This is a genomic window from Actinoplanes hulinensis (genome assembly GCF_019429605.1).
Classification (GTDB): domain Bacteria; phylum Actinomycetota; class Actinomycetes; order Mycobacteriales; family Micromonosporaceae; genus Actinoplanes; species Actinoplanes campanulatus.
The window spans coordinates 1-20982 of record NZ_JAHXZI010000029.1 but is presented as its reverse complement, the minus strand read 5'-3'; the positions used below and the strand labels follow the sequence as shown (position 1 = coordinate 20982).

Sequence of the window (20982 nt, the reverse complement as noted above, 5' to 3'; positions counted from 1 at the left end):
CCTGGAGGAACCGTGGCCGAGGTCGCGAAGGCCGTTGCCCTGATCGATCTGGCGCTGCGCGCCTGTTCGGCGTACGACCGACCCGACGCGGCCACCCGCCTGACCGCCGCCAAGGAGTCCCTGGCCGACCCGGTGCTGCACGTCGTCGTGGCCGGCGAGTTCAAACAGGGCAAGAGTTCCCTGGTCAACGCCCTGGTCGGTGCGACCGTCTGCACGGTCGACGACGACGTGGCCACGGCGGTGCCGACCTACGTGCGACACGGTGCGAAACCCGAGGCGGCCCTGCTGTACGAGCCGGGCCGCCGCGAGCCGATCCCGGTCGCCGACGTCCGCCGGTACGTGCTGGAAGGCGGCGCCGGCGGCGTGAACGGGGACCGGGTTTCCGGTGTCGAGGTCCGCATCCCCCGCAAGATCCTCGCCGGTGGCCTGGTCCTGGTGGACACCCCCGGCGTCGGCGGCCTCGGTTCGCCGCACGCCGCCGCCAGCCTGGCGGCCGTCTCGATGGCCGACGCCGTCCTGTTCGTCACCGGCGCCGCCCAGGAGCTGACCCGCAGCGAGGTCGACTTCCTGCAACGCGCCCGGTCGCTGTGCCCGGTGGTGGCGTGCGTCGTCACCAAGACCGACTTCTACCCGGCGTGGCGGCGCATCCGCGAACTCAACGAGCGGCACCTGGCGGCCCACTGCCCGATGCCGCTCATGCCGGTGTCGTCGGCGCTGCGCTCGCGGGCGGTGAAGGCCAACGACACCGCCCTCAACGCCGAGTCCGGCTTCACCCACCTGGTCGCCTTCCTCACCGAGAAGATCGGCGCCTCGGCCGTCGACAGGCTGGCAGGAGAGGCGTCGGCCGAGGTGCTCGCGCTCTGCGAGCAACTCGACGGCCGCTTCCAGGCGGAACGGGCCGCGCTCGCCGACCCGGAGGCCGCCGCCCGGGTGGTCCGCGAACTGACCGGCGTGAAGGAACGCGTCGAGTCCCTGAAGAGCGCCGCCGCCAAATGGAACCAGACCCTCAGCGACGGCGTCACCGACCTCACCTCCGACGTGGACCACGACCTGCGGGCCCGGGTGCGGGTGGTGATCGCCGAGGCGGACACCGCCATCGAGGAGGGCGACCCGGCCGACACGTGGGCCGAGATGGAGGCGTGGTTGCAGTCGCGGATGGCCGATGAGCTGCTGGCCAACTACGAGCTGCTCCGCGACCGGGCCACCGACCTGGGCGTACGGGTGGGCGACCACTTCCACGAGGCGTCCACGATGATCATGCGGCGGCCGTCGGTGACCGACCCGACCCCGCTCGCCACGGTCGCCGACTTCCAGCACAAGATCGACCTGGAGCGGATGAAACTCACCAAGCAGGCCATGGTGGCGCTGAAGAGCGCGTACGGCGGCGCCCTCATGTTCATCATCCTGGGCAGCCTGGTCGGCGTCTCGCTCGGCCCGATCGGCATCGGCATCGGCCTCGTGATGGGCCACCGCGGCCTGCGCGACGAGAAGAAACGCCAGGTCACGAAACGCCGCGCCGAGGCCCGCAACGCGATTCGCCGCTACTGCGACGAGGTCAGCTTCGTGGCCGGCAAGGACTCCCGGGACACCCTGCGCCGGGTCCAGCGGCAGCTGCGCGACCACTACAGCGGCCTCGCCGAGGAACTCAACAAGGCCAACGCGCAGGCCCTGAACAGCGCCGCCGAGGCCGCCAAACGCACCCAGGCCGACCGGGAGAAACGGCTCAAGGACGTGGACGCCGAACTGGCCCGGGTCCTGCAACTGCGGCAGCGCGCCCAGGCGGTGGCGGCATGAGCGCGAACCTCGTCGACCGCACCCGCGCCGTCCTCGACCAGGCGCTCGCCACCTACCGCGGCACCGCCGACGCGGCCCGGCTCGGCGCGATCCGCGACCGGCTCGCCGCCCCGCTGCGGGTGGCCGTCGCCGGCCGCGTCAAAGCCGGCAAGTCCACGCTGCTCAACGCCCTCGTCGGGGAACGGCTGGCGCCGACCGACGCGGGCGAGTGCACCCGCATCGTCACCTGGTACCAGGACGGCCACGCCTACCAGGTGCACGCCGCCCTCAAGAAGGGCCCGGCCCGGCCGCTGCGGTTCACCCGCGACGACGGTGCCATCGACGTCGACCTGGACGGGCTGAACGCCGCCGACGTCGACCGGCTCACCGTGACCTGGCCGTCGCGGGCGCTGCGCACCGTCACGCTGATCGACACGCCCGGCATCGGCTCGCTGTCCGAGCAGACCGCCCGGCACACCTGGGAACTGCTCGCCCCCGACGACGAGGAGACACCCGCCGACGCGGTCGTCTACCTGCTGCGGCACCTGCATCCGGGCGACGTCGAGTTCCTGCGCGCCTTCCACGACACCGAGGTCTCCCGGCCCAGCCCGGTCAACGCGATCGGGGTGCTGTCCCGGGCCGACGAGATCGGCGCCGGCCGTCCCGACTCGATGGCGTCGGCCCGGCGGATCGCGACCCGGCTCGGCACCGACGGGAACGTGCGCCGGCTCGTGCAGTCCGTCGTACCGGTCGCGGGTCTTCTCGCCGAGACGGCCGTGACGCTCACCGAGACCGAGGTCTCGCAGCTGCGGAAGATCGCCGCCCAGCCGGTCAAGCAGGCCGAGGAGCTGCTGCTCTCGGCCGACCGCTTCGCGTCGGCCATGCCCGGGCTGGGTCTGACCTCACTCGAGCGGGAGGCGCTCCTGGCCCGTTTCGGGCTCTACGGGGTACGGCTGACGAGCACCCTGCTGCGCCGGGAGGTGGCGACGACCGCGACCGCCCTGGCCAAGGAACTCACCGACCGCAGCGGCCTCACCGAACTCAAGGAGATCATCGGCTCGCTCTTCTACGACCGCGCCGACGTGCTCAAGAGCCGGTCGGCGCTGCTCGCGCTGGCCGAGATCGTGCGGGACCGCCCCCGGCCGGGCAGCGAGGCGGTGGCCGCCGCGGTCGAGGAGATCATGGCGTCCGCGCACCCGTTCAACGAACTGCGGGTGCTGTCCAGCCTGCGGGCCGGATGGATCACCGGGAAACCGGACGCGGTCGCCGACCTGGAACGCCTCATCGGCGGCTCCGGCAGCACCGTCAGCGACCGCCTGCACCTGCCCTCGGACGCTTTGGAGAAGGAGCAGGCCGCCACCGCGCGGGAGGCGCTGGCCCGCTGGCAGCGCCGTGCCGAGAACCCGCTGACCTCGTACGAGATGACCGTCGCCGCCCGCGTGGCGGTGCGCTCCTGCGAGGGCATGCTGGCCCGGCTGGAGCAGCGGCGATGACCCGCTCAGAGGATCTCGGCGCCGTCGTCTGGGAGATCGTCGATCTCCGGCCAGTCCACCGCGAGGTCCATACCGCTCTCCGCACCGGTGAACTCAGGCAGATCGTCGGTGATCTCGTCGACCGCTTCGTCTTCCTCGACCTCGAACAGGCCGGGCTCCGTCACGTCCTCGACGCTGTCGGCGCCCGTACCGAAATCGAGGTCCGTCTCGTCGATCTCCGGCTCCGCCGGAACCGGGGCGGTCGTCAGCAGCTCCAGCCAGCCGAGCTCGCCGGCAGTCTCCGCGCCGACCGTGCTGTGGGCGCTCACGAACGACGCCAGATGCTCGGCGACCTCGACGGGAGCGGTGTCCGCGTAGCTGACCACCGCCTCGGCGACCAGGTCCTCCGGCAGCTCGCGCAGGAAGTCGCCGGGGGCACTGCCCGGGCCGGCGAGCCCGGCGAACACATCACGGAGGGGTTCCATGCCTCTACCTTATGAGCGCCGCGCGCCCGCCTGCCTGGGGGAAACCCCCACACGTACCCCCAACCGTCACGACACGATACGGAGCATCCGGCGATGTACGCACTCGGCATAGACCTCGGCACCACCTACACCGCGGCCGCCACCTGGCGCGACGGGCACGCCGAGATCGTCCCGCTCGGCAGTCACAGCGCCGCGATCCCGTCGGTGGTCCTGCTCCGCGAGGACGAGACGTTCCTGACCGGTGAGGCGGCCAGCCGGCGCGGCCTGACCGAACCGCACCGGGTCGCACGCGAGTTCAAACGCCGCATGGGCGACACCACCCCGATCCTGCTCGGCGGGGTGCCGCAGTCGGCCGAGGCGCTCACCGCCCGCATGCTGCGCGCGGTCGCCGACCAGGTGATCGCCCGGGAGGGTGGCGCCCCGGCGGCGACCTGTGTCTCGTACCCGGCGAATTGGGGCCCCTACAAGACGGACCTGATGCGGCAGGCCGTGCGGATGGCCGACCTGGACGGCCCGGTCACCTACACCACCGAGCCGGAGGCGGCCGCGGTCAGCTACGCCCAGCAGCAGCGCATCGAACCCGGCTCGATCGTCGCCGTCTACGACCTGGGCGGCGGCACCTTCGACGCCGCGGTGCTGCGCAAGACCGGCATCGGCTTCGACATCCTCGGCCGCCCCGAGGGCATCGAGCGGCTCGGCGGCATCGACTTCGACGCCGCCGTGTTCAGCCACGTCCAGGCCGCCCTGGGCGGCAAACTCGCCGAACTGGACGAGGACGACGGCACCGCGATCGCCGCGGTGGCCCGGCTGCGTGAGGAGTGCGTGCACGCCAAGGAGGCGCTCTCCTCCGACACCGACACCACCATCCCGGTGCTGCTGCCCAACATCGCCACCGAGGTCCGGCTCACCCGCTCCGAGTTCGAGGCCATGGTCCGCCCGGCCCTGTACGGATCCGTCGAGGCCCTCAAACGCGCCATCCGCTCCGCCGACGTCACCCCCGACCAGCTGCACTCGATCCTGCTGGTCGGCGGCTCGTCCCGGATGCCGATCGTCGCCCAGCTGGTGGCCTCCGAGTTCGACCGGCCGGTCGCGGTGGACGCGCATCCCAAGCATGCGGTGGCGCTCGGCGCGGCGTGGCTGGCCAGCGGCAAACAGGCGCAGCCCAGCGGGCCGGTGTCCGGCCGGGCGAGCGCGCGGCCGCCCCGCCCGGCGCCCATCCCGGTGACCCCGGTCAGGTCCACGCCGGCCAGTACCGCGCCCGTCAGTTCCGCGCCCGTCAGTTCCACCCCGGTCAGTTCCACCCCGGTCAGTTCCACCCCGGTCAGTTCCACCCCGGTCAGCTCTACTCCGGTCAGCTCTACTCCGGTCAGTTCCGCTCCGGTCAGTGTTCCCCAGGTCAGCGCCCCGCCGGTGACCTTCCCCGCGCAGCCCACCGCCTTCCTCGCCGCGTCGGCCACCCCGCCGGCCGCGCCGGTCAAAGCGCGCGCCGCGGCGGTGCCGAGCGGCGGGTTCCCGACCGTCAAGCCGCGACCGGCGCCCACCGGGCGGGCCGCCGTCGAACGCCGCCGATCGCGCCGCCGGCTCACCCTGCTCATCGCCGTGGGCGCGGTCACGGCCGTCCTGGCGGCGGCCGGCGTCGCCTACGCCCAGTTCGGCCTCAAGGACCGGGACAAGCAGCTGACCGGCGCCGGCGCCACCACCCCGGCCTCGCCGAGCGTGAACGCCGGACCGCCCGCCGACGAGGTGTGCGGCGACGCCATCAAGAGCAACAAGCGCTGGGTGTGCCTCACCTCGGCGGTCGTCGCCGACGGGAAACTCACCATCGACTACGACGTCGAATGGGCCGGGTCCACGCCCGACGTGAGCGGCGGCTACCACCTGCACATGTGGGGCGGCGACGGGAGCTATCCGGCCGACCACGACATGGGCTCCCACGCCCCCAAGGCCGATCAGGGCGAATGGTACGTCGAGGACCGCGACCAGTCGGTCCTGGACCTCGACGACAAGCGCTACACCAGGGCGATCGCCGACGCGCCCAAGGTGTGCGCCCGAATCGCGCTGGCCGGCCACGGCCTGGTCAAGGACGCCAACGAGGGCTACCTCACCGGCAACTGTGTCCCGATCACCCGGGAATGACCGGCCCCCTACGGCTCGTCCGGTTGCGCCATGATGGAGCGATGGCAGTCAAACAGCGGCGAATCGTCATCATCACGATGATGGTGTTCGGCCTGATCCTGATGGGTGTCGGGCTGTTCTTCCTGGACCTCGGCCTGGAGGACGCCGACAAGGCGGCCAGCGTCGTCGGCGCGATCACCGGCATCGCCGGCCTCGGCCTGTCGACGGTGAGTTTCCTGCTCGCCCGGCCCGGCGCCAGCTCTGCCGCCGCTCCCGGGCCCGGTGGTCAGCGGGTCGACAACGTGGAGTCCGGCGCGGCCGTCGACGTGGTCGACGGGGTGGCCGGAAACGCCCGGCTCGGCGATCATGCGCCGGCCGTCACATCGCGGCCCGGCGCGCGCCCGGTCGCGCCGTCCCACCCGCAGGGCGAACAGTCGGTGACCAACACCAAGGCCACCGGCGCGATCCGCATCGTCCGCGGCATCGACGGAGACCTCGACATCAACTCCTGAGCAGCCGGGTGAGCTCGTTCAGGCACGTGGTGACGTCGTCGGCGCCGGTGAGGCGGTAGTAGTACAGGCTGGTCAGCCTGCCGGGCTGTTCGACCACCTTCATCTCGGCGTCGCCGTCGGCTCCGACGACGAGATGGACAACGACCCGGCCGGTCTCGCAGTCGATCGAGGCCACCGACCCGTCCCGTTCGGATCCGGCGGTGAGACTCCAGCGGGCGCCGGCGTTCTCCCCGCACCGCTCTCACCGCTGTCGGGTCGATCGGATGTTCTCGTCACGGATGTCAGCCTGCCAGCATCTCCGGGCGGTTGCCGCGTTCGTCATGACCGTCACCTCCGCCGCGGTCGCCGCCTACTTCACCGCACACGGCAACCGCGACCACCTCGGCGCCGGCCGTACCCTGCTCACACCTTCACCGCTGCTGTCGGACTCGCTCTGGTGCTGCTCGTGACGCTCGACGAGTTCGCCACCCTGCTCGGCGTCGACCCCACCTCCAGCCTGCGCTGGCAACTGCCTGCCAGCTACGCCGTCGCCGCAGTGGCCGGGATGGCGTGGGCGCTCATCCTCAAGAACACCAGGCCACAGGCGTACGCAGCGATCGGACGCGGTGCCAACAGCGCCACCCTCGACCTCCGGCCGCCGACACGGGCCGGACGGTGACCGCCATGACCATCCGATCGCAGCCGACCATCCGCACCGCGACTCCTGCCGACCAGCAGACGATCAGCGAACTGCTGGCCGAGGCATTCCTGCACGGCGACCTCGCCGACTGGCTCATCCCGCACCTCGACACCCGCGCCCGCATCTACCCGCACTACTTCGCCCTGCACGTCGAACACGCCCTCACCCACGGATACATCGACATGACCGCGGACGGCTCATCCGTAGTCAGCGAGACGATCATCAGAGCTCAGGGGCTCAACGCACCCTCGATCTCGGTCGCCACGAATCGTGGAACGAGCCGCCGAGATCCGCGGTGAGCGGAGTCAGGCCGCGGCCATGAGCTGGACGTCGTTCAGCTCTCCGGTCATTCCGTGAAGCCGCTGTACCGGCACACGGAGCCGCAGGATCGGGAACTCGTCCAGTTCCTCGCGCGTGAGGTGTTCCAGGATCGCCAGGCGCAGGGCGGCGAATCCCGGATCGAAGTCGGGATCGTCGGCGCCGAGAGCGTCGAGGGCGTCCAGCGACAGCAATAGGGCGGACTCCTCGGTCAGGCGCATCATGCCGATCATGGCAGCGGCGGCGCTCACGTTCCGGACTACTGGATGAACGACTCTCTGTTCGCCGAGTTCGTGCAGGTACACGGCGTGAGAGAGCTCAGCGAACCGCCGCACTCTTTCCCGGCCACCGCTGCGCTCGACAGCCGCGCACAGCCGGCGTATTTCGTCGTGTTCCCTGAGCAGGACGTCGATCACGTCGGAGAATGTCATCGACGTTGCCGAATCTGGCGGCAGGCGGATCGGGGAAAAGACAACATGGCGAGGGCTCCTGACTCTGCCGGAGCCGGGTCGGTGGAACTCACCCAGCACAATCTCCGCTTGAAACACAGCCGTCAGGGTCCGGAACGACACCTCCGATCGTACTCCTCCCACAGGCCACGGCTTGACGTTCGTCGGCGGGGCGAGACCCGGCTCGGGATGTGGTCAACCCGGCTCGGGGATGTCGACCGTGCGATGGAGCATTGCGGCGAGTTCTTGCGACGCGTATCCGGGGACTGGGCCTCCGGTTTTGACCGGTGCAGTAGGGGAGTCAGGGCCGAGACAGGCGTCAGGGAGCCGCCTGCGAGCAATGCCGACGATCCATTCGACGATGTCGAATGGATCCGTATGACGGCCGGCCAACCACCACACCTCGAGATAACTGGCGGCGAGCACGTCTTCTCGGCGGCCGTCGTCGATCGGGCGTCGACGAAGTTCCCGGTAAATCTTCAGCGGTGTCCGACACGGTCCTCCTGTGGGCCGCCGGTCCCCCTCTGGCGGCGGCCCACAGGAGACCTCATTTCGAGGAGAGATCGGAGACTTCTTCCACTCTGCCCACGCCGCGCGCAGTGGCCCGGGGCGGGGAAAGACAGCTGTGATCATGGATGACGACTCCTCGGTGCACCACCCACCATGAGTTGACGAGGCGGTGGGTGTGGACGGTGATGAGGCCGCGGAGTCTGGACGGCCGCTCGCCGGCGAAGGGATCGACGACGGCAAGGCCCGGGTACCCCGTTCGCCGGGCGGTAAACCGGACGGATGCGAGCTGTGATCCGGTTGGTGCATCGCTGTGGTCCCCGGGCCGAACGGATCCCGTCGCTCGTGGCCGGCCGACGTAGGCTCGAGAAGTCGCCCGGGACCCCGGTGGCCCATCCGGCTGCCGCTGACCTTGTTCCTCGACCACCCTGCGCGAGCGGTCGGCCGACTGCCTGACCGACCCGATGTCGCCGTGCCGCGGGAAGCACCGACCATGACGACCGTCGCGGCCGTTACCCCTTCGTACCACCGAGTGCAATGAAGGACGGTTCGTGACCTCTCCCCGCCAGACGATGATCCTGGGCAGCGAACTCGCCTACACCACGGCCGGTACCGGGCCTGCCGTACTTCTCGTGCACGGTCTCGGCGGCGACCGCCGGACCTGGCGGCATCTCATCGGCCCGCTCGCCGCCGGCCACACCGTGATCGCCGTCGACCTGCCCGGGCACGGGCAGTCCGGCGCTCCGGCCGGGGACTTCTCTCTCGGCGCGCACGCCACCGCCTTACGGGACCTGCTCATCACCCTCGGCCACGGCAGTGCCACTGTCGTCGGTCATAGCCTGGGTGGTGGCATTGCGCTGCAATTCGCCTACCAGTTCCCCGAACGTACCGATCGGCTCGTTCTCATCAGCAGTGGTGGTCTCGGCCCGGAGGTCACCCCGGTGCTGCGGGCCGCGACCCTCCCCGGCGCGGAGGTAGTCGTGGCGGGCATGGCACTGCTGCCCCGCTGGCTGACCCGACGAGTGGTTCCGGTGCTCTCGCTGTTGCCGGGGGTGGCGGCCCGCCAGGACGCCGGGCCGTTGGCCGAGGGCCTGCACCAGCTCCTTGGAGCCACCCATCGCCGGGCGTTCATCCGCACGGCCCGCTCGGTGCTGGGCTGGCGGGGGCAGGCCGTCAGCGCGACCAGCCATCTCCAGTTGCTCGCCGACCTGCCGGTCATGGTCGCCTGGGGCGATCACGACGCGACCATCCCACCCCGGCATCACCAGGCCGTTGCCGATCTACTGGCGAATCCCACCGTCGTCGAGATCACCGGGGCGGGCCACTACCCGCACGAGACCGCCGTCGACCAGATTCTTCCGGCGTTGCTCGCTTTCCTCGCCGGCAGCACCGCGTTCCGGTACTCCGAGGACCGCTGGCGCCATCTGCTCGCCCGGTCGCCGCTGACCTGAGCGGTGCCGTTTGCCGACAAGGCAGCGGGGTATTCCGTACTCACCAGATTCTATGTCGTGGCCCGCGTGGTCCCGGCGGCCGTCCAGACTCCCGCGGCCTCACCTCTCGCCGCAAACGCTTGTCGCACGATGCACATCGGCCGACAGCATTCTAGGAGTCGAGCCATGAGCGCACCTGTCATCACCGCTCTTCCCGGCCCCAAGCCGATGATCGAGGAACCGCAATCACGCGCGGCCATCGCCATGCTCTGGATCTTCGTGGTGGGCCCGTTCGCCGCGCTGTTCGCCGCCGTACCGATCGCCTGGGGGTGGGGTCTCTCCGCACTCGACGCCACCATGGCGGTCATCGGGTATGTGATCGCGGTCGCCGGCGTCACCGTCGGGTTCCACCGCCATCTCACCCACGGCTCGTTCAAAGCCAAGCGGCCACTGCGTCTGGCGCTGGCCGTGGCCGGCTCCCTCGCCGTCGAGGGGCCCCCGACCACCTGGGTCGCTGATCACCGACGGCACCACGCCTTCACCGACCGCGAAGGCGACCCCCATTCCCCATGGCGGTACGGCACCGGCGTCCGCGCCCTGGCCAAAGGACTGTGGTACGCCCATTGCGGCTGGTTCCTCAACCCTGAGGTCACCAACAAGGCCCGGTTCGCGCCGGACCTGCTCGCCGACCGCGGCATTCGCGTCATCGACCGGTTGTTCGTCCCGTTGATCGTGCTGTCGCTGCTGTTGCCCGCGGTGATCGGCGGGCTCGTCACCGGCACCTGGACGGGGGCGCTGACCGCCTTCTTCTGGGCCGGGCTGATCCGGATGGCCCTGCTGCACCATGTCACCTGGTCGGTCAACTCGATTTGTCATGTCGTCGGCGAGCGTCCGTTCAACAGCAAGGACAAGGCCACCAACTTCTGGCCGCTGGCGATCCTGTCGTTCGGCGAGAGCTGGCACAACAGCCACCACGCCGACCCCACCGGTGCCCGGCACGGTGTGCTGCGCGGCCAGATCGACCCGGCTGCCCGTCTCATCTGGATCTTCGGGAAGCTCGGCTGGGTACACGACGTACGCTGGCCCGACCCGGCCCGGCTCGCCGCCAGGCGCAGGACGGTCTGAGGTGCCGTCGGTGTGGGTCGACACCGCCCGTAAGCGGACTCAGGACCGGCTCGCCGTCGCCCGGCAGGGGTGGACCCCACCGCCGTTCACCGCCGATCCGGCACTCGGCGAGGCCCCGGTCGTGCTGCTGGAGCAGACCCCGTCAGTGGACGACGGGCTGCCACGGGGGGTACGCGTCGCCGGCGCGTGGGCATGGCGGATCATTCTCTTCGTCGCGGCCGCCTACCTGCTGATCCAGGTCGTCAGCCGGTTGCAGATCGTGATCGTTCCGCTCGCGATCGCGCTGTTGCTGGCCGCCCTCTTCGAACCGTTGTCGGCCGCCCTGCGCCGACGGGGCATGAACCGGTCACTCGCCGCCGGGCTCGTACTCGTCGGTGGTCTGGTCGTGGTCTTCGGTGGTCTCACCCTGATCGTGCAGACGGTCATCTCGCAGCTGGACGACCTCAGCACGCAGGTCGGGGAGGGTCTCGCCGAGGTGCAGGGGTGGCTGGCGCAGGGACCACTGCATCTGTCCCAGAGCCAGCTCAGTGACGGTCTGGAGCGTCTGCGGACGACCATCACCGCCAATCAGGGCGCGCTGACCTCCGGCGCCGTGAACACGGCCACCACACTCGGCGAGGTCGTCGCCGGATTCCTGCTCGCGCTGTTCACACTCTTCTTCTATCTGCGTGACGGTGGACAGATCTGGACGTTCGTGTGCCGGATGCTGCCGCGCGCCGCCCGGATCCCCACCGCCCGGGCCGGGCACTACTCGTGGCACACCCTGGTCTCGTACGTGCGGGCCACCGTGCTGGTCGCCTTCGTCGACGCCGTCGGCATCGGCGTCGGTCTCGCGATCCTGCGCGTCCCGCTCGCCCTGCCGCTGGCCGCGCTCGTCTTCCTCAGCTCCTTCATCCCGGTCATCGGCGCCACCCTGTCCGGCACGGTCGCCGTCCTGGTCGCGCTGGTCACCGTCGGCCCGGTCAAGGCCCTGATCGTGCTGGGCGTGGTCATCGCCGTGCAGCAGCTCGAAGGCCACGTCCTGCAACCACTGATCATGGGGCGGGCCGTCGCTCTGCACCCGCTCGCAGTGATCCTGGCCATCGCCGTCGGCGTGGTCGTCGCCGGCATCGTCGGCGGACTGGTGGCCGTACCGCTGCTCGCGGTTCTCAACACTGCCATCCGCTACCTGTTCAGCCACCCCGGCGGCGAGCCCACCGCGGACGATGAGCCGCCGGGAACCGAGCCGGCCGAAGTCCCCCTCGACGAAAGTGAGTCACCTCGATGACCGTCACGACCACCCGCACCGGCCCGGCGCCCCGATCGGCGGTCGTCGTCAACCCGGCGAAGATCGACGACATGGACGGGCTGCGCAGCACCGTCGATGACACCCTGACGGAAGCCGGCTGGCCCGCGCCGCGATGGTTCGAGAGCACCGAGGACGACCCCGGGCTCGGCCAGACCCGTGCGGCCGTCGAGGCGGGCGCCGAGGTGGTGTTCGTCTGCGGTGGCGACGGGACCGTGATGTCCGCGGTGTCGGCGCTGGCCGGCAGCGAAGTGGCGATGGCCGTCCTGCCCGCCGGCACCGGCAACCTGCTCGCGGCCAACCTCGGGCTGTCCACCGATCTGGCGACCGGCCTCGCGGTCGCACTGGAGGGCGGCCTGCGGCTCCTGGACGTCGGCACTCTCGACGGCCGGCACTTCGCGGTGATGGCGGGCATGGGCTTCGACGCGCACATGCTCGACGCCACGTCGGACACCGCGAAGAAGCACATCGGCTGGCCGGCGTACGTCCTCGGTGCTCTGCAGCATCTCAAGGACCGGCCGATGCGGGTCACGATCCGCATCGACGGCGGCACGCCGATGCGCCGGCGCGCGCGCTCGGTGCTCGTCGCCAACGTCGGCCGGCTGCAGGGAGGACTGAGGCTGCTGAGCGAGGCGCAGCCGGACGACGGCGTCCTGGACATCGCCGTCCTGACCCCCAACACGCTACGGACCTGGGTGGCGCTCGGGTGGGGGCTGATCCGGCGTAGTGAGCGGATCCCCGCGCTCGAGGTCTTCCGCGGCAGCCGGATCGAAGTGATCAGCAACCGGCCCCAGCCCCGGCAGCTCGACGGCGACCTCATCGAGGCCGGCGACCGGCTGACCGTGTCGGTCCTCCCGCACGCGCTCTGGCTGTGCGTGCCGCAGCCGGCCGGCCACCCCGACCTCAGCGTCGACGCGGACGCCGCCGCCGACCGGCTGGACTCGGCGCGTCTATGACGGTGCCGGCCGATCGCCGGTCTCACCCGTGGTGGGAGCGGCGGTCTGCTGAACGCCACCGGGACGAACCGGGCCCACGGCGTCGGCGATACTCGCCCGGGCGGCGCCGGCGACAGCCTCGGCGGTGATGCCGAACTCCCGGTAGAGGCGCTGCTGATCGGCGGAGGCGCCGAAGTGTTCGAGGCTGACGATCCGGCCGGCGTCGCCGACGATCTCCCGCCAGCCCTGCCCGATCCCGGCCTCCACACTGACCCGGGCCCGGACGGCCGGTGGCAGCACCTCGTCGCGGTACTCGGGCGACTGCCCCGCGAACCACTCCCAGCACGGCAACGAGACCACGCGGACGGTGCGGCCCTCGTCGGCGAGCAGGGTCCGGGCGTCCAGGGCGATCTGCACCTCGGAGCCGGTGGCGATCAGGATCACCTCCGGTTGCCCATCGCCGCCGGCCACGACGTACCCACCCCGGGCGGCGCCCTCGGCGGAGGCGTACCTTCCCGGACCACGGTCGAGCACCGGAACGTTCTGCCTGGTCAAAACCAACCCTGCCGGCCGGTCGTGGTGCTGCAGGATGGTGCGCCAGCACACCGCGGTCTCGTTGGCGTCACCCGGGCGGACCACGTCCAGCCCGGGGATGGCCCGCAGCGCGGCGAGGTGTTCGACAGGCTGGTGGGTGGGCCCGTCCTCACCGAGACCGATCGAGTCGTGGGTCCAGACATAGGTCGCCGGAAGCTGCATCAGCGCCGCCAGACGTACCGCGGGCCGCATGTAGTCGCTGAAGACCAGGAACGTGCCGCCGTACGGCCGGGTCAGGCTCTGCAGGGCGATGCCGTTGAGGATCGCGCCCATGGCGTGCTCCCGGATCCCGAAGTGCAGGGTGCGACCGTAGGGCCCACCGGTCCAGTCCTTCGTCTGCCTATCGGCGGGAACGAACGACGGCTCCCCGACCATCGTGGTGTTGTTGCTCTCGGCAAGATCAGCCGACCCGCCCCACAGTTCCGGCAGGACCGGCGCCAGTGCGCTGAGAATCCGCCCGGAGGCCGCGCGTGTCGCAGTACCCTTCGGGTCCGGCTCGAAGGTGGGCAGGGCGTTCTCCCAACCGTCGGGCAGGTCCCGGTCCAGTAGCCGGTCGAGGAGGGCGGCCCGGTCCGGGTTCGCGGTGCGCCAGGCCGCAAAACCCGGCAACCATTGCTGATGTACGGCTGATCCGCGCGCGGTGGCGGCGCGGGTGTGTGCCAGCACGTCCTCCGGCACCGCGAACGTGACGTCCGGGTCGAACCCGAGAACCGTCTTGGTCGCGGCGATCTCCTCGTCACCCAGCGCCGACCCGTGCGCCTTACCGGTGTTCTGCTTCGTCGGCGCAGGCCACCCGATGATCGTCCGAAGCAGGATCAGCGATGGACGCCCAGTCTCCGCCTTGGCGGCCTCGGTCGCGGCGAGCAGCGCGTCGATGTCCTCGACGTAGGCGCCGGTACTGGTCCAGTCGACGGTCTGCACGTGCCACCCGTAAGCGGCGTAACGGGCGGCGACGTCCTCACTGAACGCGATGTCCGTATCGTCCTCGATCGAGATGTGGTTGGAGTCGTAGAACAGCACCAGGTTGCCCAGTCGCTGGTGACCGGCGAGAGAGCTGGCCTCGGCGGTGACGCCTTCCATCAGGTCGCCGTCGGACGCGACCACGTACACGTGATGGTCGAAGGGGCTCTGTCCGGGTGCGGCGTCCGGGTCGAGCAGGCCGCGCTCCCGACGTGCCGCCAGCGCCATGCCGACGGCACTGGCCAGCCCTTGGCCGAGCGGTCCGGTGGTGATCTCCACGCCCCGGGTGTGCCGGAACTCGGGATGGCCGGGCGTCGCCGACCCCCACGTCCGCAGGGCCTTCAGATCGCTCAGCTCCAGGCCGTACCCGCTGAGGTAGAGCTGAATGTAGAGCGTGAGGCTGGAATGCCCGCAGGACAACACGAACCGGTCCCGGCCGAGCCACTGATCGTCGGCCGGGTCGTGTCGCATCACGTTCTGGAACAGCAGATGTGCCAGTGGGGCCAGGCTCATCGCGGTGCCGGGGTGGCCGTTGCCGGCCTTCTGCACCGCGTCGGCCGCGAGTAGCCGGGCTGTGTCGACCGCACGGACGTCGATCTCGGTCCAACCGGCGTCGCCGGCGACCGGCGACGCCACGGAGCGTCCTGAGGGGGAGCGGGCAGCATCGAACTGGCTCATGGTCGGGTCTTCCCGTAGTGGGGACCGGCGCGATCCGGACGACAGTGACCGCGAGGTCCGGGCGGCCTCCTGGCGTGTGCCCCTCCAGGATCAGCCGAAACAAGCCGTGCCGAAATGCCGGAGGACGCCTAGAGTCGATGGTGCGACTCCTTTGTGGCCGCCGCCCCGGACCCCGGCATCCAGCAAGTGGAACGCAGGGACGCTGATGTCACCAAATCCGGAACCGCCGACACGACCTCCCGCGCCCTCATCGACGACAAAGCAGACCCCGGCGGCTACTCGCGGCGATGTCCTCGCTTCCCGCCGGGCATCCGGACCGTGCGGCGTGAAGCCCGGCTCGCCATCATCCCCGCACTCGCCGGACTCGGTGAACGGGAGCGCCGGATCCTGACCCTGCGCTTCTACGGCAATCTCACCCAGGCGGCCATCGCCCAGCAGGTCGGCATCTCCCAGATGCACGTCTCCCGGTTGATCGCACGAGCCCTCGGCAGGCTCCGCAGCGAACTACGGCAGGACTCCCGTATCGGCGACCGCGGGCCCGGACCTCATGATCATCCGCGTGTGGGCCCGGCGAAGTCGGTCAGACTGGACAGGTCGGTGACGACCAGGTAGGCGATCTCGCCGAGACGGCGATTGTTCCGGCGAGCATAGGAGCGAATCATCCGGAACGCCGCATCGACGTCGATCTCGTAGTGCTGTGCGATGGCGCCCTTGGCCTGTTCGATGACGATACGGCTGTTCAATGCGGACTCCAGTTGCTCGGTCAGCACCTCGGCACGGCTGATGGTCCGCTCCTGCAGCAGGCTGATCGCCGCGATGTCGGCCAGCGCCTGCACGATCCGCACATCGCTCTCGTCGAGATCGCCGGTGACCCGGCTGAACAGACCCATCGCGCCGATGATCTCGTCCCGGAGCCGGAGCGGGAACGCGTGCACCGCGTGGAACCCGAGGTCCGTGGCGGAACGGGCGAAATCCGGCCAGGCCGCGGCCGCGGTAGCGTTCAGATCAGTGTTGACCACCGGGCGGCCGGTGCGGAACGCGTCGAGACACGGCCCCGCTTGCTGTTGCAACTGGAGCAACTCGAGCAGCTTGGCACTCTCGTCGGAAGCCGCCATGAAGTGCAGATGGCCTTTCGCATCGACCAGCAGGATCCCGACGGTGGCATCGGCGGTGAGTGCCGCGACCCGGTCAGCGAGCATCTGCAGGAACTCGATCAGGTCGAACTCGGCGACGAGGGTGTCGGCGACCTCGACGAATACCTTGGCGAGGCTGTCGGCGGATACGGTCGTCATGGCTGCCTCCCGGCCTTGCGGTCAAACATTATGCGGTTCACGACTGCGACGGATCGAAACGCAAGCGGCGGGTCACGACATCGGTCGCGACTTCCGACAGGGGGCGGTCCTCGGCGTAGGCGTAGGCCCGCAGCCGTGCCATCGCCTCGGCAAGGGAGACCCCTAACTGCACCATTACCATGCCCTGGGCTTGATACAAGTGCGCATGATGCTCGATGGCATCATCCAGATCCCCGTCGTCCTTCCCGTCCAGCAGGGTCGTCACCGCGCGATCGGCGAACGTGACAGCCCACCCGATCTGGTCGCGGGACAACCGCCCCGACTGGGTACGAAGCACGTCCAGCGCACCGAGACGGACAGCACCGACCTGAAGGGGAAACGCGAATACCGCCCGGATCCCCTTGTCGTGGACGGCCGGGCCGTAGACCGGCCACCGTCGCATGACCGTTTCGTCAAGGTCGGGGATGAGGACCGGCCGCCTGGCGGCGAAGGCGTCGATACACGGGCCCTCACCGAGGGTGAACTGCAACTCTTCGATGCGCTCGGTGGCCGGATCCGAGGCGACAGCCATGCGGTGGCCGTCACCGACGGACATCACGCTCACCCCGACCCCGGTGGCCGACAACGCCACCGTCGCGTCCGCGCACACCTTCTGAAGCCGTCGCAGAACACCCGCACCGGCGGCCGGAACTTCCGGTATCCGCGAATCATCCGCGCCCTCGTCCACGTCGACTCAGCCGGACCGTTGCGTGCCGAACCGCGGCACATGCCATGACAACCCGTCACGGCCTCGGCGAATACGCACTGCCGCCGCACCTCCCCTAAACACTGCCGGGGTCCGGGGCAGCAGCAGAAATCCGTGGATTCCCACGACTCTAGTCAACGGATGCCGCCCGGAAGTGCCGAGAGGGGGTGAATTCCTTCCGCGGATCATTTTTCGTACGCGATCCCGGCGAGCAATTCAGGCGCGTGGCGTGTGTCGGTGCCGTCCGAGGCGGCGGAGAGGGCGTCGCCGGCCGATTCCCGGCTCGCCTCCGGCGGAACGACCAGCAGATCGAAGCGGTCACGTCCGAACTCCGTGATGACGGTGAGCAAGCCGGCCGGCTGAGCCGTATGCCAGCCGAGCCGCACTGGCCGGCTGTCCATGGCCGCCCGGCGATGATGTGGAAGATCCCACTCGGTGACGTTCAGTAACACATGGGTGATCTGTCCCCGAAGCCCGCCAAGCGCCGACACCAGCGCGGGCAACTCGGCAGCCAGGTCCGTCGACCTGGGCCACCAGGCTCCGTCCAACACGGTGCTCCGGGACGGATGCTGGTCCAGCCGCAGGCGTACCGCGGTCTCCGGCGTCGAGACGTTCGCGGGTTCGACAGTTCGGGTCATGGCGACGACTCCTCGTGGTGCCGCACGACGTGCGGCCAATGGAAAGGCGGACCGGTGCGGCCGCGGAGTCTGGACGGCCGCTCACCGATCATCTGGACGGCCGCTCACCGATCAAGGAAAGACGTTCTCCGGTTACCCATTATTCATGATCGATAAACCTGTCGATACGCAGCTCAGACGGAGTCAGAGACCGCAGCCGGGTACCCGGAGCTCGAGCAGCCGCTGACCAACCCGCATCCCCGCACCCTGCGCGTACACTTGGAGACGACTGATGGCCTCGCCGTCGGGCGCCGGCCACAGTCGGCGTGCGCGGCCCGGCATCTGCTGAGGTCCGCGCCTTTCACCGGCCTCGGTGGACCTCGTCTCGCCCGCGTCATCGGGCCGGACCCGCGCCTGCGTTGGTCCTGAACGACGGGAAAACCCATGAGGACACCGGCTCGACTTCTCGGATCATCAGCTTCCGCCGACCGGCCGCAAGTTCGAAACCAGGTAATCCGGTGACATCGGTACGCCGGGTCGACCGGCGTGTCACGAACGAGGCCTTCTATCGAGCCGTCGTCGCTGCCCAGCAAGCGCCTTCGGCCTACGGCACACAGCCGTGGCGATGGCAGGTGGCCAACGGTGTTCTGGACCTGTTCGCGCACACCGAACCCTCAACCGGCTGTCCCGGCCCCGACGAACGACTCGCCACGATCGGCTGCGGAGCGGCCCTCCACCACGCCCGCCTGACCCTGGCCGCGCGCGGCTGGCGGGTGACCACCACTCGTCTGCCCGACCCTACGGAACCGGCCCATCTCGCCCGCCTGCACATCGACGGCCCCGCACCGGTCAGCCCCGGCACCGCCCACCTGGCGCGCACCATCAAGCTGCGTCACACCGACCGGCGCCCGATCACCGGCCAGCCGATCACACCGGAACACCTGAGTGCCATCCGCTCCGCCTTCGAGTCCCAGCACACCCGTCTCGCCGTGTTACGGCCTGACCAGATCCTCGATCTGGCCGTGGCGACGGCCCACGCCGACGATCTCGAACCGGCCGGCTGGCAATGGCAGTCGGAACTGGCTCTGTGGGCCGGGGCCGGCCGCATCGTCGGAGCACTGCACCGCGTGCTCCTTCATCCCGCCCTCGACGGGCACGACCGGGCCGCGACGTTCGCGGTGCTGCACGGCCCGGGGGATCAGAGCCTGGACCTGCTCCACGCCGGCGAAGCGCTCTCCGCGGGCTCGCTGGTCGCCGCCGAACTCGACGTATCGACCCTCTCCTTCAGCGCACCGATCGAGCAGGACCGCGCTCGCGACATTCTGCGGGATGCGATACCCGACCTCGGTCATCCGTACCTGATGGTGCGCCTGGGTCACCACGCCCCCGAGGCGTGGGACACCATCTCGACCGCGAGCAGCAAGCCCGCCGTGATGGCATAGCCGACCGGTCGGCGGTGCCCTCGGCCCCACGACCCGTTCGGTTCACGACTCCAGCGCCAGCGTCGCCCAGACGGTCCCCCTGACATCACAGCGAGAATCCTGTGTTCACGCTTGCTTCGCTGACCGCAGGCGACGGCTACGGATCCACCGGGCGAGGTCAGTCGGCTTGCAGTGCGATGGCGATGCCGACGCAATGGGCGCCGAAAGCCACGATGGTCAAGGCGTGGAAGACCTCATGAAAACCGAACCAGCGCGGGTGGGGATCGGGACGTCTGAGGCCGTAGACCACGGCGCCGACGGTGTAGAGCGCGCCACCCAGGAACAGAAAGGTGACGATCGGTGCGCCGCCGGCCCGCCAGAAGGCGGGTAGGTAGATGACGGCGACCCAGCCCAGGACGATGTACACCGGCACGTACAGCCAGCGCGGCGCGCCTACCCACAGGACCCGGAACACGACGCCGGCCAGCGCGCCGCACCACACGATCCAGAGCAGGCCCCGGGCCTGCCCAGGCGGCAACGCAAGCACGCAGAACGGCGTGTAGGTACCCGCGATGATCAGGAAGATGTTGGCGTGGTCCAACCGCCGCAGCACACCCTCCGCACGTACCCCCCAGTGGCCGCGGTGATACACCGCACTGATCCCGAACAACAGCGCCGCCGACAGCGTGAACAACGCCACCGCCAGCCGGGATCGGGCGTCCGGGGACAGTACGGTCAACAGTCCCCCGGCTCCGACGGCGAAGGGAAAAGCGCCGACATGCAGCCATCCACGTAGCCGCGGCTTGATCATCGTGCCTAGGTTGTCCAAACCCTTCTCGACCCGGTCCTCCAGGTGACCCGGCCCCGCACTCGGACCGCCGCCGGCTCCCACGTGCCGGGAACGATCCACGCTCATGTCGCCAGACACGTCAGAGTGCATGGGCGCCGTCCTCAACAGGTGCACTCAGGCCCGCTGGTAAGGCGCTGATCACCAGGACCCGCGCCATACCGGTCACTTCCAGGATCCACTGATGCATGGGCCGGGGCCGGCACACTGTCACCGACATCGCCCGCGGGAGGACACCGACAAGGCCGGCAAGAAAGTTGGAGAGGGCGGCACCCGCGAAAGCCACTTCAGCCAGATCCACGAAGACGCGTTCCGGCGACAGAGCCAGGACCCGGACGACGACGCCACTCAGCGCCTGCGCCGCGTCGGCATCGACGTCCCCGGCAACATAGACGTTGACCTGCCGGAACTGCGGCACAGCCAGAACTGCGACAGCGCAATCGGAGAGCGGATACTGAGTCACGGCCGACCCCTGCAGACGCGGTGAGACACGCCGGGGTCTGGGGCGGCGGCCGACGACGTGGCCGTACCAACGACAGTACGCGCACAGTATTCCCGGTGACCACATCATTGCGTTCCAGGTCGGCGGGAACCCGGAATATATCGACAGGCGCTGCTAGGCCGTGTATCGAAGTCGGTGGTGGTGGGTGGAGAGGATCACGCGCGTCGTTGATCGATAGACAGTGAGGTCTCCGGTAGACGGTTTAGCGACCAAGCAGAACCGGAGACCACCGGAGACCTCG

Annotated in this window: 20 protein-coding genes and 3 pseudogenes; 13 read left to right on the top strand and 10 right to left on the bottom strand. The window is 69.9% G+C overall.

The genetic code is table 11. The features are described from left to right. Positions 1 to 12 precede the first annotated feature (12 nt). On the top strand, positions 13 to 1794 hold the full coding sequence (locus KZ829_RS38165) for a dynamin family protein (protein WP_220148708.1): 1782 nt from the start codon (positions 13 to 15) through the stop codon (positions 1792 to 1794). Continuing rightward, the gene (locus KZ829_RS38160; protein ID WP_220148707.1) at positions 1791 to 3266 is read left to right on the top strand and encodes a dynamin family protein; all 1476 of its coding nucleotides are present in this window, start codon (positions 1791 to 1793) and stop codon (positions 3264 to 3266) included. Before KZ829_RS38165 ends, KZ829_RS38160 begins: the two co-directional genes overlap by 4 nt. A 5-nt stretch (positions 3267 to 3271) precedes the next feature. Here the strand turns inward: KZ829_RS38160 and KZ829_RS38155 are convergent, their stop codons facing one another. After that, the gene (locus KZ829_RS38155; RefSeq protein ID WP_220148706.1) at positions 3272 to 3730 is read right to left on the bottom strand and encodes a hypothetical protein; all 459 of its coding nucleotides are present in this window, start codon (positions 3728 to 3730) and stop codon (positions 3272 to 3274) included. A gap of 93 nt (positions 3731 to 3823) precedes the next feature. Between KZ829_RS38155 and KZ829_RS43630 the strand changes: the two are divergent. After that, a pseudogene (locus KZ829_RS43630) lies at positions 3824 to 4861 on the top strand (Hsp70 family protein); the annotation flags it as partial. A 140-nt stretch (positions 4862 to 5001) separates the two neighbouring features. Here KZ829_RS43630 and KZ829_RS43625 read toward each other — a convergent pair. Continuing rightward, positions 5002 to 5325, bottom strand: a pseudogene (locus tag KZ829_RS43625) (pentapeptide repeat-containing protein); the annotation flags it as partial. Between the two features lie 582 nt (positions 5326 to 5907). Here KZ829_RS43625 and KZ829_RS38145 point away from each other — a divergent pair. Next, positions 5908 to 6357, top strand: coding sequence for a hypothetical protein (locus tag KZ829_RS38145; RefSeq protein WP_220148704.1), 450 nt, complete (start codon positions 5908 to 5910; stop codon positions 6355 to 6357). Here KZ829_RS38145 and KZ829_RS38140 read toward each other — a convergent pair. Then, positions 6347 to 6532, bottom strand: a complete 186-nt coding sequence (locus KZ829_RS38140) for a hypothetical protein (RefSeq protein ID WP_220148703.1) — start codon at positions 6530 to 6532, stop codon at positions 6347 to 6349. The two genes, KZ829_RS38145 and KZ829_RS38140, sit on opposite strands and share 11 nt — an antisense overlap. Positions 6533 to 6677: 145 nt before the next feature. Between KZ829_RS38140 and KZ829_RS44285 the strand changes: the two genes are divergently transcribed. Genes KZ829_RS44285 through KZ829_RS38130 form a run of 3 tightly spaced genes read left to right on the top strand, consistent with a single transcriptional unit; the run spans position 6678 to position 7335 of the window. After that, positions 6678 to 6806 (top strand): hypothetical protein, encoded by a 129-nt coding sequence (locus KZ829_RS44285; RefSeq protein ID WP_281428339.1) that lies wholly within the window; start codon positions 6678 to 6680, stop codon positions 6804 to 6806. Then, on the top strand, positions 6794 to 7015 hold the full coding sequence (locus KZ829_RS38135) for a hypothetical protein (RefSeq protein WP_220148702.1): 222 nt from the start codon (positions 6794 to 6796) through the stop codon (positions 7013 to 7015). Before KZ829_RS44285 ends, KZ829_RS38135 begins: the two co-directional genes overlap by 13 nt. A gap of 5 nt (positions 7016 to 7020) precedes the next feature. Beyond that, positions 7021 to 7335: a hypothetical protein gene (locus KZ829_RS38130; protein WP_220148701.1), complete on the top strand. Its 315-nt coding sequence runs from the start codon at positions 7021 to 7023 to the stop codon at positions 7333 to 7335. A gap of 6 nt (positions 7336 to 7341) precedes the next feature. Here the strand turns inward: KZ829_RS38130 and KZ829_RS38125 are convergent, their stop codons facing one another. Next, the gene (locus KZ829_RS38125; protein WP_220148700.1) at positions 7342 to 7770 is read right to left on the bottom strand and encodes a hemerythrin domain-containing protein; all 429 of its coding nucleotides are present in this window, start codon (positions 7768 to 7770) and stop codon (positions 7342 to 7344) included. Between the two features lie 1091 nt (positions 7771 to 8861). Between KZ829_RS38125 and KZ829_RS38120 the strand changes: the two genes are divergently transcribed. The 4 genes from KZ829_RS38120 (at position 8862) to KZ829_RS38105 (ending at position 13106) form a co-directional block, all read left to right on the top strand. Next, positions 8862 to 9761 (top strand): alpha/beta fold hydrolase, encoded by a 900-nt coding sequence (locus tag KZ829_RS38120; RefSeq protein ID WP_220148699.1) that lies wholly within the window; start codon positions 8862 to 8864, stop codon positions 9759 to 9761. 165 nt (positions 9762 to 9926) lie between these two features. Next, on the top strand, positions 9927 to 10865 hold the full coding sequence (locus KZ829_RS38115; RefSeq protein ID WP_220148698.1) for an acyl-CoA desaturase: 939 nt from the start codon (positions 9927 to 9929) through the stop codon (positions 10863 to 10865). Positions 10866 to 10875: 10 nt separating this feature from the next. Next, entirely contained in the window at positions 10876 to 12132 is a 1257-nt protein-coding gene (locus tag KZ829_RS38110) for an AI-2E family transporter (protein WP_220148697.1), read from the top strand. Further along, a complete protein-coding gene (locus KZ829_RS38105) occupies positions 12129 to 13106 on the top strand; it encodes a diacylglycerol/lipid kinase family protein (RefSeq protein WP_220148696.1) in 978 nt (325 codons plus the stop codon). The genes KZ829_RS38110 and KZ829_RS38105 overlap by 4 nt, the downstream gene beginning before the upstream one ends. On the opposite strand, the gene tkt is transcribed toward KZ829_RS38105, so the two are convergent. Next, a complete protein-coding gene (gene tkt / locus KZ829_RS38100; protein ID WP_220148695.1) occupies positions 13101 to 15317 on the bottom strand; it encodes a transketolase in 2217 nt (738 codons plus the stop codon). The two genes, KZ829_RS38105 and tkt, sit on opposite strands and share 6 nt — an antisense overlap. 153 nt (positions 15318 to 15470) lie before the next feature. Between tkt and KZ829_RS43620 the strand changes: the two are divergent. Continuing rightward, positions 15471 to 15824 (top strand): annotated as a pseudogene (locus KZ829_RS43620) (sigma-70 family RNA polymerase sigma factor); the annotation flags it as partial. A 44-nt stretch (positions 15825 to 15868) separates the two neighbouring features. Here KZ829_RS43620 and KZ829_RS38090 read toward each other — a convergent pair. From KZ829_RS38090 to KZ829_RS38080, 3 genes are all read right to left on the bottom strand, one after another. Further along, positions 15869 to 16609: a GAF and ANTAR domain-containing protein gene (locus tag KZ829_RS38090; RefSeq protein WP_220148693.1), complete on the bottom strand. Its 741-nt coding sequence runs from the start codon at positions 16607 to 16609 to the stop codon at positions 15869 to 15871. Between the two features lie 37 nt (positions 16610 to 16646). Further along, complete coding sequence (locus tag KZ829_RS38085) at positions 16647 to 17336, bottom strand: GAF and ANTAR domain-containing protein (RefSeq protein ID WP_308285840.1); 690 nt, start codon at positions 17334 to 17336, stop codon at positions 16647 to 16649. 203 nt (positions 17337 to 17539) lie between these two features. Further along, positions 17540 to 17992: a DUF5994 family protein gene (locus tag KZ829_RS38080; protein ID WP_220148692.1), complete on the bottom strand. Its 453-nt coding sequence runs from the start codon at positions 17990 to 17992 to the stop codon at positions 17540 to 17542. Positions 17993 to 18489: 497 nt separating this feature from the next. On the opposite strand from KZ829_RS38080, the gene KZ829_RS38075 reads away from it, so the two are divergent. Next, complete coding sequence (locus tag KZ829_RS38075) at positions 18490 to 19413, top strand: nitroreductase family protein (protein ID WP_220148691.1); 924 nt, start codon at positions 18490 to 18492, stop codon at positions 19411 to 19413. 157 nt (positions 19414 to 19570) lie between these two features. On the opposite strand, the gene trhA is transcribed toward KZ829_RS38075, so the two are convergent. Both trhA and KZ829_RS38065 read right to left on the bottom strand, forming a co-directional pair. Next, entirely contained in the window at positions 19571 to 20332 is a 762-nt protein-coding gene (gene trhA, locus KZ829_RS38070) for a PAQR family membrane homeostasis protein TrhA (RefSeq protein ID WP_372454000.1), read from the bottom strand. Further along, positions 20322 to 20702 (bottom strand): STAS domain-containing protein, encoded by a 381-nt coding sequence (locus KZ829_RS38065; RefSeq protein ID WP_220148690.1) that lies wholly within the window; start codon positions 20700 to 20702, stop codon positions 20322 to 20324. Before KZ829_RS38065 ends, trhA begins: the two co-directional genes overlap by 11 nt. Between the last annotated feature and the right edge of the window lie 280 nt (positions 20703 to 20982).